The following is a 15,611-nucleotide window of genomic DNA, read 5'->3' as shown; positions in this document are numbered from 1 at the left end:
CGGGAGTCATGTGATGGATCTTGATGAGGGGTTTGATGACGACCTGGACGAGGAGCGTGTTCCAAATCTGGGGATCGTCGCTGAAAGCATTTCGCAACTCGGTATCGATGTGTTGCTGTCAGGCGAAACCGGAACCGGCAAAGACACGATTGCCCAGCGCATTCACGCAATGTCGGGTCGTAAAGGTCGCCTGGTTGCGATGAATTGCGCTGCGATTCCGGAGTCTCTGGCGGAGAGTGAGCTGTTTGGAGTGGTCAGCGGTGCGTACACCGGTGCTGACCGCTCCAGAGTCGGCTACATCGAAGCGGCACAAGGCGGAACGCTGTATCTGGATGAGATCGATAGCATGCCGCTTAGCCTGCAGGCCAAGCTGCTGAGGGTGCTCGAAACCCGAGCACTGGAGCGACTGGGTTCGACTTCGACGATCAAGCTGGATGTCTGCGTGATTGCTTCGGCCCAGTCGTCTCTGGATGATGCCGTCGAGCAAGGGAAATTTCGCCGCGATCTGTACTTTCGCCTTAACGTGCTGACACTCCAGCTGCCACCGTTGCGCACACAGCCTGAGCGCATTCAGCCCTTGTTCAAGCGCTTTCTGGCCACGGCTGCCAAAGAACTGGACGTTGCTCCGCCCGATGTCTGTCCGCTGCTCCAGCAGGTACTGTTGGGGCATGACTGGCCCGGCAACATTCGTGAGCTCAAGGCTGCTGCAAAACGTCATGTATTGGGTTTTCCGGTGCTGGGCGTCGACCCGCAGAGTGAAGAACACTTGGCCTGTGGGCTCAAATCCCAGCTGAGGGCGATTGAAAAGGCCCTGATTCAACAGTCACTCAAGCGTCACCGTAACTGCATTGATGCGGCAAGCCTGGAGCTGGACATGCCACGCCGCACGCTCTATCGACGTATCAAGGAGTTGCAGATCTGATTTTTTGCAGAGTGCTGGAACCGATTTAAGGGTCGTTACCACCTATCTGTACCAAGCAATTACGCTGGTACAGACCAAGGGGTATCACGTTATGAGCATCATGAGTTCTCTGACTAACGCGGGTCGCGGTGTCGTTAACACAGTGGGTGGCGCTGCGCAGGGTATCAACAGCGTCAAGAGCAGCGTCGACCGCAACACTGCACTGACCAAAAACACGGGTAGCACTGACAGTATCGATGCTACCCGCTCGAGCATCAGTAAAGGTGATGCAAAAAGCGCCGAGCTTGACGGCACTGCGAACGAAGAGAACGGCCTGCTGCGAGAGACGAGCATGCTGGCGGGCTTCGAAGACAAGAAAGAAGCGCTTTCCAACCAAATCGTTGCGAGCAAGATCCGGAACTCGGTCGTCCAGTTCTGATTTCTTGAATGCCCCTTCACACAGAGGGGGCTGCTACTTTGAGGAGGTTGTGATGCAGAGTCTCAGTCTTAATAACAGCACGCTGCAAAGCCCGACGATGGCGCTCGTTCTGATCCGTCCTGAAACCGAGACCACCGGGGCGAGTACATCCAGCCGGGCGCTTCAGGAAGTGATTGCGCAGCTTGCCCAGGAGCTGACCCATAATGGTCAACTGGACGAGAGCTCGCCATTGGGCAAGTTGCTCGGCAAAGCGATGGCCGCCAGTGGCAAGGCTGGCGGCGGCCTCGAGGACATCAAGGCTGCGCTGGACACGCTTATCCACGAAAAGCTGGGCGACAATTTTGGCGCTTCTGCCGACAACGCCTCGGATGCCGGACAACCCGACTTGATGACACAGGTGCTCAATGGCCTGGCCAAGTCGATGCTGAATGATCTTCTGACCAAGCAGGATGGCGGCACTCGTTTTTCCGAGGACGACATGCCGATGCTGAAAAAGATCGCGCAGTTCATGGACGACAACCCCTCACAGTTTCCCAAACCGGACTCGGGTTCGTGGGTGAACGAACTCAAGGAAGATAACTTCCTCGACGGCGACGAAACAGCACAGTTCCGCTCGGCACTCGACATCATCGGCCAGCAATTGGGCAGTCAACAGAATGCAGCCGGCGGTCTGGCGGGCGACAGCAGCGGTGGTGGCTTGGGCAGCCCTGTGAGCAATACGGAAAATTCGCCTGGTTCACTGGGTGACCCGCTTATCGACGCTAACACCGGCCCCGCCAGCAACAGCAATCCCAATGGTGATGTGGGCCAGTTGATCGGTGAGCTGATAGACCGAGGCCTGCAATCGGTATTGGCCGGTGGCGGCTTGGGAACACCTGTGAGCACCGCCAATACTGCCCTTGTGCCTGGCGGCGAACAGCCGAATCAGGACCTGGGTCAGTTACTCGGTGGCTTGCTGCAGAAAGGTCTGGAAGCGACGCTTCAGGATGCTGGCCAGACCGGCACCGGCGTGCAGGCCAGCGCTGCTCAAGTTGCCTTGCTGCTGGTCAACATGCTGCTGCAAAGCACTAAAAATCAGGCTGCTGCCTGACTGACACCCGCCTGACGGAGAACTCAAGTGACCATTTCCCACCTTGGTAATGTTAAAAACATCTCGCCGGAGCTCGGGCAGGATGTACCACAAGGGCTCGTTTCAGAACCTCCCCAGGCGGATGTCGATATCTTCACCGCCGCAACGCGTCCGGATAATGTTTCAAGCGGAGCACCGCTTTCCGAGCATATCGCCAGCGCGATTTCCGGTGGTCTGGGCGAAACCGAAAAAATGTCCCAGCAAGCCATGCGCTCCATGAAAAAGGCCTCGGGCAGCGGAGAGGCACTGGATATCGCGGCGATGACTCGCACATTGTCGCAATGCTCGCTGCAGACAGCGCTCACGACCAAAGTCGTCAGCAAGACTGCGCAGGCAATCGACAAGCTGACCAACCTGCAGTAGAGGTTCTCGTGAAATTTCTGAGCGCAGGGCTGCTGTTGTTTTGCATGTTGTTGCTTGGCGGGTGCAGTGATGAAACCGATCTGTTCACTGGCTTGTCCGAGCAGGACTCCAACGAGGTGGTTGCACGCCTTGCGGACCAGCACATCGATGCGCGCAAGCGCCTTGAAAAGACAGGTGTCGTGGTTACGGTCGCAGCCAGCGACATGAACCGCGCCGTACGCGTGCTTAACGCTGCCGGCCTGCCACGCCAGTCGCGCGCCAGTCTGGGCGACATCTTCAAGAAAGAAGGGGTCATTTCGACCCCTCTCGAAGAGCGTGCCCGCTACATCTATGCCCTGTCTCAGGAACTTGAAGCCACGCTGTCGCAGATAGACGGCGTTATCGTGGCCAGAGTGCATGTGGTGCTGCCGGAACGCATCGCTCCGGGCGAGCCGGTGCAACCTGCTTCTGCGGCGGTATTTATCAAGCACTCGGCTGCGCTGGACCCGGACAGTGTGCGTGGGCGTATTCAGCAGATGGTCGCCAGCAGCATCCCTGGCATGTCCACGCAATCGGCAGAATCGAAGAAATTCTCCATCGTTTTTGTACCGGCCACCGAGTTTCAGGAAACGACGCAATGGGCCAGCTTCGGACCGTTCAAGCTCGACAGCGAAGATTTGCCGTTCTGGCACCTGATGCTTTGGCTGGTACCGGCCGGTGTTGTCGTATTGCTGCTGATTATTGCGCTGCTGCTGCGCAGTGACTGGCGTGCCGCGCTGCTTCGGCGAATCGGGTTCGGCGCCCGGAGTCGATCAACCGTACCGGCGCGTGCCTGATGGAGCTGATTGCCGAGGAGCACTGGGTTCAATGGTGGTGCAACCCCTGGCAGTTTGCGCATCCGGACTGGCAACGCCGTTTTGCCTTGAACTGCGGGCTGACACTCAGTGACTGTGACGGGCTGATGGCCAGTCGTCACAGCGTATTTTTGCAGAGTGTCGGCATTGACCCCGATCAACCGCCGATGCCTGCCGAGCCTGTGTTGCGCTGGCTGGCGCTGACACCCATACAGCGTGACCGGGCGCTGGATCTGGCCGGGCGCATCTGCTTTTGCCGAAATGAAAGCGATGGCGCTGACGGGCAATGGTGCTGGGCGCTGACCAAAGCGCTGCGCCCCGGCGTCTGGCTGGAACTTGCCAACGAAGACCCTCGCTTGCTGTTGGGGGCCTGGCTGGGGCCTGAGTATTGGTCGCGATTGCGTCTGGCATGGGCGCCAGATGAGCTTCCCGACACCCCGTGCGAGGCACCCGAGAATAAACTTCAGACGTTGTGGCAGGCCATTTTATGGCGTGTCACGGCGGTTTGAATTCGATCCGGTTCGCTCTGTATCAGGAATTCCCCATGCTCGCCAAACGCAGTATTACGCTGACTGCCACTGCGCTTCTGCCTGAACCTGTGCTGCGTCGTGAAGACATTGCCAACAGCCTGCTGGCTCGCGATGTTCTGGCCGACGCGCAGCGCCAGGCAGAGCAAATGCTGGTTCTCGAACAAGAGAAGGCCGACCTGCTGCATCAGCAGGCGCTGGTCAGCTTCTGGGAAAACGCCAATGCGTTCCTCGCTCAATTGCAGGTGCAGCGTGAAGTGTTACAGCAGCAAGCAATGACCGCCATAGAGGAATTGCTCAGCGAGTCACTTCGGCACCTGCTTGACGACACGACGCTGGCCGAGCGCGCCAGGGCACTGGTGAAAAATCTCGCGGCCAGTCAGCTCAACGAAGCGGTGGCGACCCTCAGCGTTCACCCCGATATGGCCGAGCCGGTCGCCGAGTGGCTGGCTGACAGCCGGTTTGCCCAATACTGGCAGCTCAAGCGCGACGCATCGCTGACCACCGAAAGCCTGCGCCTGAGCGACGCCAATGGCGCGTTCGACATCGATTGGGCGACGCTGCGCAACGGGCTGGCAGGCCGTGACTCGTCTGCCTGAAACAGGCTCTTGCGCCGAAAATGGAACCGCACCAGCCGTTTGCTCCACTCAAGGTTTGAACCTTCCTGCTGGAGTAAAAGGACATGATAAGTTTCAAATCTCTGCAAAATAACCTCGACAGCACGCTGAATCGCGCCTTGTCCGACGTGGATGACGTGCTTGAGGGTGGCAACGGGCATTTTACTGCCGACGACATTGATGCCTTCGGTGAGGCAAGTCAGCAGGCCGCTGTCAGCTCCAACATCGCTGACCAGTGCCAGCAAGCCGGCTACAAAATGACCAAAAATGTCATCGATGGATTTCAGTGAGTTCGCTGAGGTCGTCGGCCAGTGGTGTGATCAGCGTCCGGCGACTGCGCTGGACTGCTGGGTCGACGACGCCAACGCCCGCCTGGAAGTGGTTGGTCATGGAATACGTTGCAGCATCGAGCTGCTCGATCCCTACGATGCCAATGACTCCCAACGCATCGAGGCGTTGCTCAGCCACGGGGGTGCCAGTCTTGCGTGTGCCTGTGATGGCGCCTTCGCCATTGATCCGCAGACCCGCTGCATGGTCCTGGTCACCTGGATACCCAACCCCTGCAACCTCGCCGATCTACTCGATCGCCTTGAAAGCCTGGCCAATCAGCGTGCGGCCTTGCTCAGCCTGATGCACACCACCATTGGCGACATGACGCCCGCGATATCCGGGCGCACGACCCTCAATCACCGGCAACCGGGAGTTTGAAATGCGCAAGGCCTTGATGTGGTTGCCTTTATTGTTGATCGGGTTGACCCCTGTTACATGGGCGGTCACCCCCGAAGCCTGGAAACACACGGCTTACGCCTACGACGCCCGGCAGACTGAACTGACCACGGCGCTGGCTGATTTTGCCAAAGAGTTCGGCATGGCGCTGGACATGCCGTCCATTCCAGGAACGCTTGATGGCCGGATTCGTGCCCAGAGCCCGGAAGAGTTTCTCGATCGGCTTGGTCAGGAATACCACTTCCAGTGGTTTGTCTATAACGACACGCTCTACGTCAGCCCGTCCAGCGAACACACCTCGGCGCGCGTAGAAGTCTCATCCGATGCGGTAGATGACTTGCAGACGGCGTTGACCGATGTAGGCCTGCTGGATAAACGCTTTGGCTGGGGCGTCCTGCCTAACGAGGGTGTGGTGCTGGTTCGCGGCCCGGCAAAATATGTGGAACTGGTGCGTGACTACAGCAAAAAAGTCGAGACGCCGGAAAAGGGCGACAAGCAAGACATTGTTGTGTTTCCGCTCAAATACGCCAACGCGTCGGACCGGACCATTCGTTATCGTGATCAACAACTGACAGTAGCGGGTGTCGCCAGCATTCTTCAGGATTTGCTCGACACGCGTTCTCGCGGCGAAGCCATCAATGGCATCAACCTGTTGGGGCACGGTGGCGCAAATGCCGGACTCGCGGGTGGCGGCGCGGACACTCAAAGCCTGCCTCTGGATTCCAGCGGCATCGATACCGGCGCCTTGCAACAGGGCCTTGATCGGGTGTTGAGCTATGGCAGCGGCAGCAAGAAATCCGGGAAAAGCCGTTCCGGTGGCCGCGCGAACATTCGTGTAACAGCCGATGTGCGCAACAACGCGGTGCTGATCTATGACCTGCCTTCGCGCAAACCAATGTACGAGAAACTCATCAAGGAACTGGACGTCTCACGCAACCTGATCGAAATCGATGCGGTGATCCTCGACATTGATCGCAACGAGCTGGCGGAGCTCTCCAGTCGCTGGAATTTCAACGCAGGCAGCGTCGGCGGTGGCGTCAACCTGTTCGACGCAGGCACCAGTTCGACGATGTTCATTCAGAACGCGGGCAAGTTTTCTGCAGAGCTGCACGCGCTGGAGGGCAACGGTTCAGCGTCGGTGATCGGCAACCCGTCCATTCTTACCCTGGAAAATCAGCCGGCTGTCATTGACTTCAGTCGTACTGAGTACATCACGGCGACGTCAGAACGCGTCGCCAATATCGAGCCCATCACCGCCGGGACCAGTCTGCAGGTGATCCCGCGTTCACTGGACCACGATGGCAAGCCTCAGGTGCAACTGATCGTCGACATTGAAGACGGCCAGATCGATATCTCCGATATCAACGATACACAACCCAGCGTGCGCAAAGGCAATGTCAGCACCCAAGCCGTCATCGCCGAACATGGTTCGCTGGTGATCGGCGGTTTCCACGGGCTGGAAGCCAATGACAAGGTCCACAAGATTCCCTTGCTGGGCGACATTCCCTACATCGGCAAGCTGTTGTTCCAGTCCCGCAGCCGTGAACTGAGCCAGCGCGAACGTCTGTTCATTCTGACGCCGCGGCTGATTGGTGATCAGGTCAACCCGGCTCGCTATGTGCAAAACGGTAACCCGCATGACGTCGATGATCAGATGAAAAGGATCAAGGAGCGACGCGACGGTGGGGAGTTGCCGACCCGCGGCGATGTCCAGAAGGTCTTCACCCAGATGGTCGATGGAACTGCCCCCGTGGGTATGCGTACCGGCGAAACACTGCCATTTGAAACCGATAGCCTCTGTGATCCGGGCGCGGGGCTGACGCTCGACGGTCAACGTTCGCAGTGGTACGCCAGGAAGGACTGGGGTGTTGCGGTTGTCGTGGCGCACAACAATACCGACAAACCGGTACGTATCGACGAGAGCCGCTGCGGTGGTCGCTGGGTCATCGGCGTTGCCGCCTGGCCTCACGCCTGGCTGCAACCGGGTGAAGAGAGCGAGGTGTATATCGCTGTGCGCCAGCCACAGATATCGAAAATGGCAAAAGAGAGTCGGCCATCACTGCTCAAGGGAACGAAACCATGAAGATCAGTAGCATTGCAGTTGTGCTGGTGCTGTTCGCTACCCTGTCAGGGTGTGCCACCCATGGCTGTACGGGAGTTGCCTGCAAACGTCCGGACTCCACAAACCGCGAACTGGTCATCTGGTGGCCGCCGGACATGCGCGACGGTCTGGACGACCAGGACCACGAGCGGGATTACACTGTCGTGAAGTTAAAGGATTAGAAATGATTGAGGTAAAGGAAAAAGCGGCGTTCTACTACAACGTTGCTGCCCAGAGCCCTGCGGTCTGGCCGGTGGCAAACGGGGTGTCCTTCGTCAGTCGGCGTGAGCATCATGACTGGGGCATCGCGCTGCACATCGAGGGGCGTGCGCTGCGTCCCGAGCAACTGAGAGAGGCGCTGCAAATGAGGTTCTCAGAGGCCGAGCGGTTCAGAAACTACTTTCTGTTTCTGGATGTACAGCGTGATTTTGTAGTGTGGCATGCCGTAAGCGACGCGCCGGATGCCGTCACCAACCTGGATGACATCCGGCGGCATGAGCTGATGCTGGCAGGCCTGGAACACCTGGCTTAGGCAATTCGGCCAGCATGAAAGAAGACCGCCCCTGCAGAGGAGGCGGTCTTTTTTTTGGGCAGCTGGAGCTGCAGGCACGAGCTACAGGTAAGGTAATGTTGAGGATTGTTTCAGGACGCGGTCTTCTAGAGGCTAGAGATTGAAACAGGGCGTGGGGGAGGGCTGGTGCATAAGCACCTGTTACGCCTGGCTTGCAGCTCCCAGCCTAAAGCTCCACCTCAACCTGAATCACTTCATCGGTGATTTCATCCAGCTGGCGAACCACTTTGTAGATGTGCCCGACAGCTTGCAGCGTGGGGCGAGGGATGTATTTGCCCACCTTGGCGCGGTACAGCGTTCTTGTCAGCCAGATGCTCTGCACCACCGGGATACCGGCCTTTTTGGCCCGAGCAATCAGCGCCAGGGCTTCTTCATCCTCACCCTTGCAATGAATCAGCGGCAGAGGCGTCTCGCCTGGCCGGTAATACAGCGCCACCGCGTAGTGCGTCGGGTTGACCAGCAGCATGTCCGCTTCCTCCACCGGATTGGGAGCGGTGCTGGGCTCCTGGTTGAGGATTTCATGGGACAGTTGTCGACGATGACCTTTGACATGAGGGTCGCCTTCGGACTGTTTATATTCTTTCTTGATGTCCTCGTGGCTCATGCGCAGCTTCTTGGCGTGAAAGTATTTCTGCATGGCAAAGTCGACCATGGCGACGACCAGCAGCAATCCCAGAATAACGCGCAAAATATGGCGAAAGAGTTCGACCAATGCGTGCCAGTACGTCGTCAGGTCGCTGTTGGCCAGCAGGATAAGAGCACCAAGCGCGGGCTTGACCTGCATGTACAAGGTCGCGCCAATGGCGACAGCCTTGAGGACACTGAGCAGCAGGTTGAGGATGTTCTGCCCGGAAAACATCTGCTTGGCATGCGAGAAGGGGTTGATCTTGTTGATGTCCAGCTTCAAGGCCTTGGGCGCGAACAGAAAGCCGATCTGCATCCAGCTGCTGACCAGGCGCATCAGCATGGCCATGCCGACGCTGCATAACGTGAAGCTGAGCAACACGGAAAGGCCTTCGCTGGCGATCAGCTCGACGGATGCAGCAAAGCTCCGGTCAATACCTTTGAAAGACAGCGCCAGCAAGGATTGCAATCGGTCGACGCTGTCATCGGCCAGGCCCAGGGTGATTTCACTGACGACCATCAGCACCAGCAGTTTGCCAAGGTCCTGACTCTGCCCCACCTGGCCTTTTTCGCGAGCGTCACGTATCTGTTTGGGGGTAGCCTTTTCGGTTTTTTCACTCACGGCACTTGCACCAGAAGCGCCAGCAGCGACTTCAGATCAACCAGCTTCAACAGTTGACCGGTGCCCAGCTCCAGCAGCGTTGGCAGGTAGATCAACAGAAAGGCCAGGCCAGCCATGCTTTTGGCTGGCATGGCCAGAATCGATACGTTCAGTTGCTGTGCATACAGACCGATGATCGCAAACGCGGCTTCGATCAATAGCAGCAGGGCAATGAACGGCGCGGCATACAACAGCATGTGTTGCATGGTCTGGTTGAGCTGTTCCAGAAAGATATCCAGGCCACCTGCGGTCATGCCCGGCAGCCAGGCAGTCGGTGGCCAGACGCTGTAGCTGTCCCAGATGACCTGAGTGATGAGTGAAAGGCCGCCAGTGAGAATCACCAGCATGATCAGGGTTTCCTGAAACAATTCGCCCAGCGGTGTGGCGTCCGGACCGAGTGCCGGGTTCAACTGGCCACCGCTGAGCGCCCCGCGCTGACTGTCGAGCAGGGCACCGACCGAGGCAAACATCCAGAACGGCGCATACAGCAACAGCCCCAATAGCGTCCCCAGTACCGCCTCTTTGATCATCAGGCCGCCGATGGCAAACCAGTTATCGTCAAGAGAACCCAGCGCGCGGCTGATTGCGGGAGCCGGGACCATCGCCAGCACGGCCACCACCGCATAGCGCAGCGGGCCTTTCAGGTATTTGAAACAGAAGGCTGGCACCAGAAGCATGCACGGCAGCAGGCGCGCCATCGCCAGACCCATGCCCAGCATGAATTGGAACGCTTCGTGGGCGTCGAAGGGCATTTAGTGATTGACCCCGGACCGTGCAATCAGGTCGAAGGCCATATTGATGAACTGAATCAGCTCGACGCCGATCCAGCGGCCGGTCATGGCCAGGGTCAGCCCGACCGCCCCGAGTTTGATGCCGAACGGCAGCGTCTGATCCTGAATCTGCATGAGTGCCTGCAGCAGCGAGGTGAGCACCCCGACCAGCACGGCGACACCCAGCGGCGGAGCGGTCAGGATGACGACCAGAAACATGCCTTGCTTGAACAACGCCAACGCTTCCATGGCCGCCTCACATATAGGAATAGAAGAGGCTGTCGAGCAGTCGGGACCAACCCGACACCAGCACGAACAGCAGCAGCTTGAGCGGCAACGACAGGGTCATCGGCGAGACCATCTGCATGCCCAGTGCGAGCAACAGGTTGGAAACAATCAGGTCGATGACGATGAAGGGAATGTAGATCAGAAAGCCGATCTCGAAACCGGCCTGCAACTCCGATAACACAAAGGCCGGAATCGCCAGCAAAAGGTCGTTCTTGTTGGCCTGGTCGGCCATTTCCTTGGGCCACATACGCTGGGTGTTTTCCAGCAGATGGGCGACCACATCCGGGTCGGTATTGCGGGTCATGAAGCGTTGCAGTGGCTCGATCACTGTTTTCAGACTGGCTTGCAGCTTGTCGGCGCTGCCCAGTTCCAGCGGGTGTTCATGGACCCGTTGCTGGATCTCATGCGCCACCGGGGCCATGACGAACATCGTGGCGGCCAGGGCAATGCCGTACAGGGCCATGTTCGGCGGCACCTGCTGAACGCCAATGGCGTTGCGGGTGATCAGCAGGGTCATGGCGATTTTCAGAAAGGCGGTGCAGACAATCAACAGAAAGGGGATCAGTGACAGCGAGCCGAGAAACAGCGCCAGCATGATCGGGTTTACGCCCTCCATGATCATGAGCGGGTCACCAGGCGGGTAATCTGCAGACCCAGGCGCCCCTCGACATCCACCAGCTCGCCCTCGGCCACCACCTGTTCGCCATGGCACAGTGTCGCGTGCCCCGGCGAAATGCCGGTGACTTCAATGATGGTCCCGGCATCCAGCCGGCGCAGTTCGGCGAGGGTCAGCCTGAGCTCGCCGCAACGCAGGGTAAGGTCCATTGCCAGCGAATCAAGGGCTTGGGGCTCGTCCTGTTCTTCCTGCGCTGCGTGATCGTCCGGTTCGGTCGTCACATACCCGGATGGCTCGCCGTCTTCTTCGGACCAGTGCTGTTCAGTCGACGGGTCTTCATAGTCGTCGAGCATCTCGACATCTTCCTGATACAGATCTTCAGTACTCATGGTGGCGGTGCTCCTCATGACTGAGCCGCAAAAAAAGACGCTGCGCTTGCTGGTCGGTCTGCGCCGCCCATTGCCGTCCTGCCAGGCTCAGGAACCCTTGCCCGGCGCTGTCGAACTGGCAGTGGGCGGGCAGCACCACGTCACCGGGGCGCAGCGAGGCGATTTGTTCCAGGGTCAGCGACATTTCACCGATGATCAGGGGGCTGGCCACTGACCAGGACTCATCCACAGTGCGCATGCGGGCTTGCCAGGGCGCCGATTGCAGCAGCCTGAGCAGTGTGTCGGGCGTGGCATGCAAGTGCGCGTGAAGCTGCTCACCACCGCGCTGTACCTGAACCCGGCAGCCCAGGGTGAGTGCGTGCGGTCTGTTGTGCAGGGGTTCGATCGGTGCCAGCAGTCGGGCAATGGTCGGACTCAGGCGTTGATTGAACAGCTGCCAGTACCAGGCTTGTTGCTCGCCCCCGAGCGTAAAGGGGATATCGCCCAGCAGGCTGAGCAGCGCTTCGGCGTCGCTGAGCAAAAGGGGGCCGACGGATGTGCTCAGCCAGACAGCGCCTGCCGGTTCGCCTGTGTCGGCAAGCAGTGGCAACAGGGTCAGTTCGGCGTCCTGACCTGCGGCGCTGAAGCCCAGGCTCTGACCGGCACCCAGCTCACGCGTGGCCTGAGCCAGCAGGGCATCGACCTTGCGCAGACGCAGCGCGCTCATGCTGCAAGATCTTCATGCAGGTCCAGCTCAACGTCATGGCCGAGTGCCCGCGACAGTGAATCACGGCATGCGCCGGTATGACCCTGCAAACGCTTCAGAACGTCACGACGGGCGAAGCCCAGCTGGATGCTCCAACGGTGTTCGGTTTTTTCGGCATTGACGCGTACTGTCCCCAGGCTGGGCATCAGCAGGGTAAACGCCAGCGGGCCGACGGGCTGTTCGGGCAAACGCTGCGCCAGCTCGTCGATCAATTGGGGCGGTACATTTTCGGCGTGCACGGGCAGGGCGATGCTGCTGCCGCCGAAGCCTTGCTGATCAGGCTCTTCACCGACCTGAGGTATCAGCAGTTGGGAAAAGAACAGGCCGTCGGCGCTCTCCGGTGTCTCTGTCGCCGAACGGTTTTGTGCGAAGCGGATCTTTGGCATGTCGGTACGTGCTGTGCCGCCAAAAACCGGTAGCTTGTCATCAGCCTTGTCCGGTGCGCGCTGCGCGGGCGCAGAAGGCGGCGTGGCATGCACTACGGGTGGTGCCGTTGGCGCTTTGGCCGGGTGTTTGATCGGTGCGGTCATCGTCACTTAACCTTCTTCGTTGAGCGTCTCCTCCATGCAGGCGAGTTTCTCGACCGCGCGCTGAGACGCTTTGGCTTGCAGGCGCTTCTGCTCAAGCAACGCCTGCTGTTCGGCTACCCGCAATTGCTGTTGCTGCACGTCCTGCCGAATACAGGCCAGGCGGTCGAGCATGTGTTTTTCTTTCTCATGCCATCGGTCGATATCGTTCAGGCTGATGGTCTTTTCCAGGTGTTGCTGAGACAGGCCCTCGCGACGCCGCTTGTGGTTGTCACGTTCCTGATCCAGCGATGCCCGTGTTTTTGATAAGTGGTCGAGCATCGATTTCAGTTCCACCTGCGCGTGGCGATGAGCCCGTTCAGCGCTCGCCTGACGATGCTGGCGCAGCGGGGTCAGCAAGCTGATCACCTGTTCCAGTGCCGCGCGCTGTGGGTCGTCTTCCAGTGTGTCGTCCATGATCACTCCGGCAGTCGGGAGGTAAGCCGCAACAACCCGTCCAGGGTTTCCTGCAAGGGCACCGGCTCACGCAGGTCCTGGCGCAGAAAGGCGTTGATGTCGTCATTCAGTTGCACCGCGCAATCGGTCACCGGGTCTGCACCGGCCTGGTATTCGCCCAGCCGCAGGAGCATTTCCACTTGTTTGTAGGCAGCCAGTAGCTGGCGCAGACGATTGTTCGCTCGCTGGTGTTCGCGGCCGGTGACATTGCTGAGGATCCGGCTGATGCTGGCGGATACGTCAATGGCGGGGTAATGCCCGCGCTCGGCCAGCTTGCGGGACAGCACGATGTGCCCGTCGAGCAGTGAACGCACTTCATCCGCCACCGGATCGTTCATCGAGTCCTGCTCGATCAGCACGGTATAGAGGGCGGTGATCGAGCCGTTCTCACTCATGCCGGCGCGCTCGACCAGGCGTGGCAGCAAGGTGTAAACCGAGGGTGGCAGGCCGCCACGCCCCAACGGTTCGCCCGAGGCAATCCCTATCTCCCGCTGCGCACGGGCAAACCGGGTCAGGGAGTCGAGCAGCAACAGCACTTTCTGGCCTCGTGCGCGGAATGCCTCGGCGATAGCGGTCGCGGTGAACGCTGCGCGTGCGCGCTCCATGCTTGAGCGATCGGAGGTGGCACAGACCAGCACCGAGCGGGCGCGTAGGGTTTCGTCCAGTTCATGGTCGAGAAACTCGCGCAGCTCGCGGCCCCGTTCGCCGATCAGCCCGAAGACGATGACATCGCAGCCCATGTTGCGGGCCAGTTCGGCCATCAGTGTGGTCTTGCCACAGCCAGCACCGGCGAACAGCCCCACACGTTGACCTTCGCCCAGGAGGATGGCGCTGTCGATGGCGCGTACCCCGGTGGGCAGGGCGTTGGTGATGCGCGGGCGCTGGGTGGGTGGCAAGGCGTCGGCGATCACTGGCAGTGTTTCGCGACGATCATCCGGTCCGGCAAAAGCACCGAGGCAATCACCGAGCAGCGGACGTCCGAAGCCATCCAGAACACAGCCCAGCAAACTGTCGTCAACGCCAATCCGGTGGGCGATGCCCAGCGGGCGGATCGGAGCCCCGACCTGAATTCCGTCGGGTGCGCCCAGGGCGCTGAGCAGCGTACATTCCTGAGTGAAACCGACTATTTCAGCCAGCAGGAAGCTGCCGTCGGCTTTGCTCACCTCGCAAAGATCGCCCACCTTGGCCGCAGGAATCTTGCATTCCAGCAGAATTCCGCGCACTGCACTGACCCGGCCACTGACGCGCACGGCGCTGTAGTCACGCAAGCGCGCTGCGTGGGTGTCTTTCCATTGGCTCAGTGCAGCATTCACCAGTTCACCTCAATGTGGCGATTGCCGTCGAATTGCAGGCGCTGATTGTCGATTCGCGTCAGGCGCAGGCCATCCACTTCGTCACCCACATAGATACGGCGGCCGTCTGCAGTCACCAGATGCGCATGCGGGCCGGTCATGATCTGAACCACCACGAAGGGCAGGGCGCTACGTGTGCTGGCGACGTTGTCGAACACCGTCACCGGCGATTCATAGCGGTCCTTGAAACGCTGCAGCATGCGTTGATAGACCAGCAGGGATTCCTCTTTGAGATCACCGTTAAGCACCAGCCCCTCGGCTGTTTCCTCCACGCTGACATCGGTCAGCAGCCGGTCGCTGAGCATGGTGCCCAACTGATGGCGGACTGCCTCCGCGCTGGTCAGGCGTATGCGTTTGTCGGCCGCGGGTTTGATGGTCTTTGCCGGTGTTGGAGATGTCTCTGCCGGTGCCTCTGCTGTGACCGAGGCCATGTGGCCGGGGCCTTGGTCCATTGCAATGGCGGGCGGGCGGGTCAGGCTCCAGGCGCTGCCGATGACACCCACCAGCAAACCGGCGATGATCCCTGTGGTACGGTTGAGCAATTGCGAGCGCGACTTGACCTTTTTCAGCGGCACATCATTGCGTGCTGGCTCGGGGTCAGCCTGTGGCTGTTTCGGGATGACTGCTGGCACTGAAGGCCACTCATCGTCTGCGGGCGAAACGCACAACCACACTGAACCCAACATGAACGCAGTGTTGAGTGTCAGGTCAATGCTGGGCCGGGCGTTACCTTCTTCGTCGCACACCGCGCCTTCTTCAGCGTTCAGTGTCCAGCTGTCGTCCAGGCGTTGCAGGCGGCAGTGCAGGCTTTCCACACCCGCGTCGTCCAGTGCCAGATCGTGTTGCGCGGCAGAGCCAATCGACCATTGCTCGCCCACCAGTGGCAAGGCTGCGCCTTGGTGCTGACCGTTCAGTACGCGTAATTCAAACATCTGAA

The 15,611-nt window shown here is 59.5% G+C and carries 22 protein-coding genes; 12 read left to right on the top strand and 10 right to left on the bottom strand.

The genetic code is table 11. The annotated features are described in order from the left end of the window. Window positions 1-13 precede the first annotated feature (13 nt). The 12 genes from RYC17_RS11295 to RYC17_RS11240 all read left to right on the top strand — a co-directional run bounded on the left by RYC17_RS11295 (window position 14) and on the right by RYC17_RS11240 (window position 8,168). The gene (locus RYC17_RS11295; protein WP_058399579.1) at window positions 14-922 is read left to right on the top strand and encodes a sigma 54-interacting transcriptional regulator; all 909 of its coding nucleotides are present in this window, start codon (window positions 14-16) and stop codon (window positions 920-922) included. A 91-nt stretch (window positions 923-1,013) separates the two neighbouring features. After that, window positions 1,014-1,340 carry a hypothetical protein gene (locus tag RYC17_RS11290; RefSeq protein WP_058399580.1) on the top strand — a complete coding sequence of 109 codons (327 nt, stop codon included), beginning with the start codon at window positions 1,014-1,016 and terminating at the stop codon, window positions 1,338-1,340. 52 nt (window positions 1,341-1,392) lie between these two features. Continuing rightward, window positions 1,393-2,430, top strand: a complete 1,038-nt coding sequence (gene hrpZ / locus RYC17_RS11285) for a type III secretion system effector HrpZ (RefSeq protein WP_122280233.1) — start codon at window positions 1,393-1,395, stop codon at window positions 2,428-2,430. A gap of 27 nt (window positions 2,431-2,457) precedes the next feature. After that, window positions 2,458-2,832 (top strand): type III secretion system inner rod subunit SctI, encoded by a 375-nt coding sequence (sctI, locus tag RYC17_RS11280; protein WP_058399582.1) that lies wholly within the window; start codon window positions 2,458-2,460, stop codon window positions 2,830-2,832. A gap of 8 nt (window positions 2,833-2,840) precedes the next feature. Continuing rightward, window positions 2,841-3,647, top strand: a complete 807-nt coding sequence (gene sctJ, locus RYC17_RS11275) for a type III secretion system inner membrane ring lipoprotein SctJ (protein WP_058399583.1) — start codon at window positions 2,841-2,843, stop codon at window positions 3,645-3,647. Further along, window positions 3,647-4,174 carry a hypothetical protein gene (locus RYC17_RS11270; RefSeq protein ID WP_058399584.1) on the top strand — a complete coding sequence of 176 codons (528 nt, stop codon included), beginning with the start codon at window positions 3,647-3,649 and terminating at the stop codon, window positions 4,172-4,174. The genes sctJ and RYC17_RS11270 overlap by 1 nt, the downstream gene beginning before the upstream one ends. Before the next feature lie 35 nt (window positions 4,175-4,209). Next, window positions 4,210-4,791, top strand: a complete 582-nt coding sequence (gene sctL, locus RYC17_RS11265) for a type III secretion system stator protein SctL (protein WP_058407441.1) — start codon at window positions 4,210-4,212, stop codon at window positions 4,789-4,791. An 83-nt stretch (window positions 4,792-4,874) separates the two neighbouring features. Next, a complete protein-coding gene (locus RYC17_RS11260) occupies window positions 4,875-5,099 on the top strand; it encodes a type III secretion protein (RefSeq protein ID WP_002552406.1) in 225 nt (74 codons plus the stop codon). Further along, window positions 5,086-5,517, top strand: a complete 432-nt coding sequence (locus tag RYC17_RS11255) for a type III secretion system protein HrpG (RefSeq protein ID WP_058399586.1) — start codon at window positions 5,086-5,088, stop codon at window positions 5,515-5,517. The genes RYC17_RS11260 and RYC17_RS11255 overlap by 14 nt, the downstream gene beginning before the upstream one ends. A 1-nt stretch (window position 5,518) precedes the next feature. Then, entirely contained in the window at window positions 5,519-7,618 is a 2,100-nt protein-coding gene (gene sctC / locus RYC17_RS11250) for a type III secretion system outer membrane ring subunit SctC (protein WP_316903077.1), read from the top strand. Next, entirely contained in the window at window positions 7,615-7,818 is a 204-nt protein-coding gene (gene hrpT, locus RYC17_RS11245; protein ID WP_002552409.1) for an HrpT family type III secretion system protein, read from the top strand. Before sctC ends, hrpT begins: the two co-directional genes overlap by 4 nt. A 2-nt stretch (window positions 7,819-7,820) precedes the next feature. Further along, window positions 7,821-8,168, top strand: a complete 348-nt coding sequence (locus tag RYC17_RS11240; protein ID WP_002552410.1) for a hypothetical protein — start codon at window positions 7,821-7,823, stop codon at window positions 8,166-8,168. A 205-nt stretch (window positions 8,169-8,373) separates the two neighbouring features. On the opposite strand, the gene sctU is transcribed toward RYC17_RS11240, so the two are convergent. From sctU to sctD, 10 genes are read right to left on the bottom strand one after another with little or no spacing between them, the layout of a single operon-like run. Beyond that, window positions 8,374-9,453: a type III secretion system export apparatus subunit SctU gene (sctU, locus tag RYC17_RS11235; protein WP_058407440.1), complete on the bottom strand. Its 1,080-nt coding sequence runs from the start codon at window positions 9,451-9,453 to the stop codon at window positions 8,374-8,376. Continuing rightward, window positions 9,450-10,244 carry a type III secretion system export apparatus subunit SctT gene (sctT, locus tag RYC17_RS11230; protein WP_058399588.1) on the bottom strand — a complete coding sequence of 265 codons (795 nt, stop codon included), beginning with the start codon at window positions 10,242-10,244 and terminating at the stop codon, window positions 9,450-9,452. Before sctT ends, sctU begins: the two co-directional genes overlap by 4 nt. Then, window positions 10,245-10,511 carry a type III secretion system export apparatus subunit SctS gene (sctS, locus tag RYC17_RS11225; protein ID WP_002552413.1) on the bottom strand — a complete coding sequence of 89 codons (267 nt, stop codon included), beginning with the start codon at window positions 10,509-10,511 and terminating at the stop codon, window positions 10,245-10,247. It abuts the gene before it with no gap. Window positions 10,512-10,518: 7 nt separating this feature from the next. Further along, entirely contained in the window at window positions 10,519-11,172 is a 654-nt protein-coding gene (gene sctR, locus RYC17_RS11220; RefSeq protein ID WP_057430737.1) for a type III secretion system export apparatus subunit SctR, read from the bottom strand. After that, a complete protein-coding gene (locus RYC17_RS11215) occupies window positions 11,169-11,555 on the bottom strand; it encodes a FliM/FliN family flagellar motor switch protein (protein WP_316903075.1) in 387 nt (128 codons plus the stop codon). The genes sctR and RYC17_RS11215 overlap by 4 nt, the downstream gene beginning before the upstream one ends. Continuing rightward, a complete protein-coding gene (locus tag RYC17_RS11210; RefSeq protein WP_058399590.1) occupies window positions 11,545-12,261 on the bottom strand; it encodes a hypothetical protein in 717 nt (238 codons plus the stop codon). The genes RYC17_RS11215 and RYC17_RS11210 overlap by 11 nt, the downstream gene beginning before the upstream one ends. After that, complete coding sequence (locus RYC17_RS11205; protein WP_316903072.1) at window positions 12,258-12,830, bottom strand: type III secretion system HrpP C-terminal domain-containing protein; 573 nt, start codon at window positions 12,828-12,830, stop codon at window positions 12,258-12,260. Before RYC17_RS11205 ends, RYC17_RS11210 begins: the two co-directional genes overlap by 4 nt. 6 nt (window positions 12,831-12,836) lie before the next feature. Continuing rightward, window positions 12,837-13,283 carry a YscO family type III secretion system apparatus protein gene (locus RYC17_RS11200; RefSeq protein ID WP_122259246.1) on the bottom strand — a complete coding sequence of 149 codons (447 nt, stop codon included), beginning with the start codon at window positions 13,281-13,283 and terminating at the stop codon, window positions 12,837-12,839. A 2-nt stretch (window positions 13,284-13,285) separates the two neighbouring features. Beyond that, complete coding sequence (locus RYC17_RS11195) at window positions 13,286-14,635, bottom strand: FliI/YscN family ATPase (protein ID WP_122259245.1); 1,350 nt, start codon at window positions 14,633-14,635, stop codon at window positions 13,286-13,288. Further along, complete coding sequence (sctD, locus tag RYC17_RS11190; protein ID WP_058407435.1) at window positions 14,632-15,606, bottom strand: type III secretion system inner membrane ring subunit SctD; 975 nt, start codon at window positions 15,604-15,606, stop codon at window positions 14,632-14,634. Before sctD ends, RYC17_RS11195 begins: the two co-directional genes overlap by 4 nt. Window positions 15,607-15,611 lie beyond the last annotated feature (5 nt).

Source organism: Pseudomonas syringae group sp. J248-6 (genome assembly GCF_032586995.1).
Taxonomy (GTDB): domain Bacteria; phylum Pseudomonadota; class Gammaproteobacteria; order Pseudomonadales; family Pseudomonadaceae; genus Aquipseudomonas; species Aquipseudomonas amygdali.
This window is presented reverse-complemented; position numbering and strand designations above follow the sequence as displayed.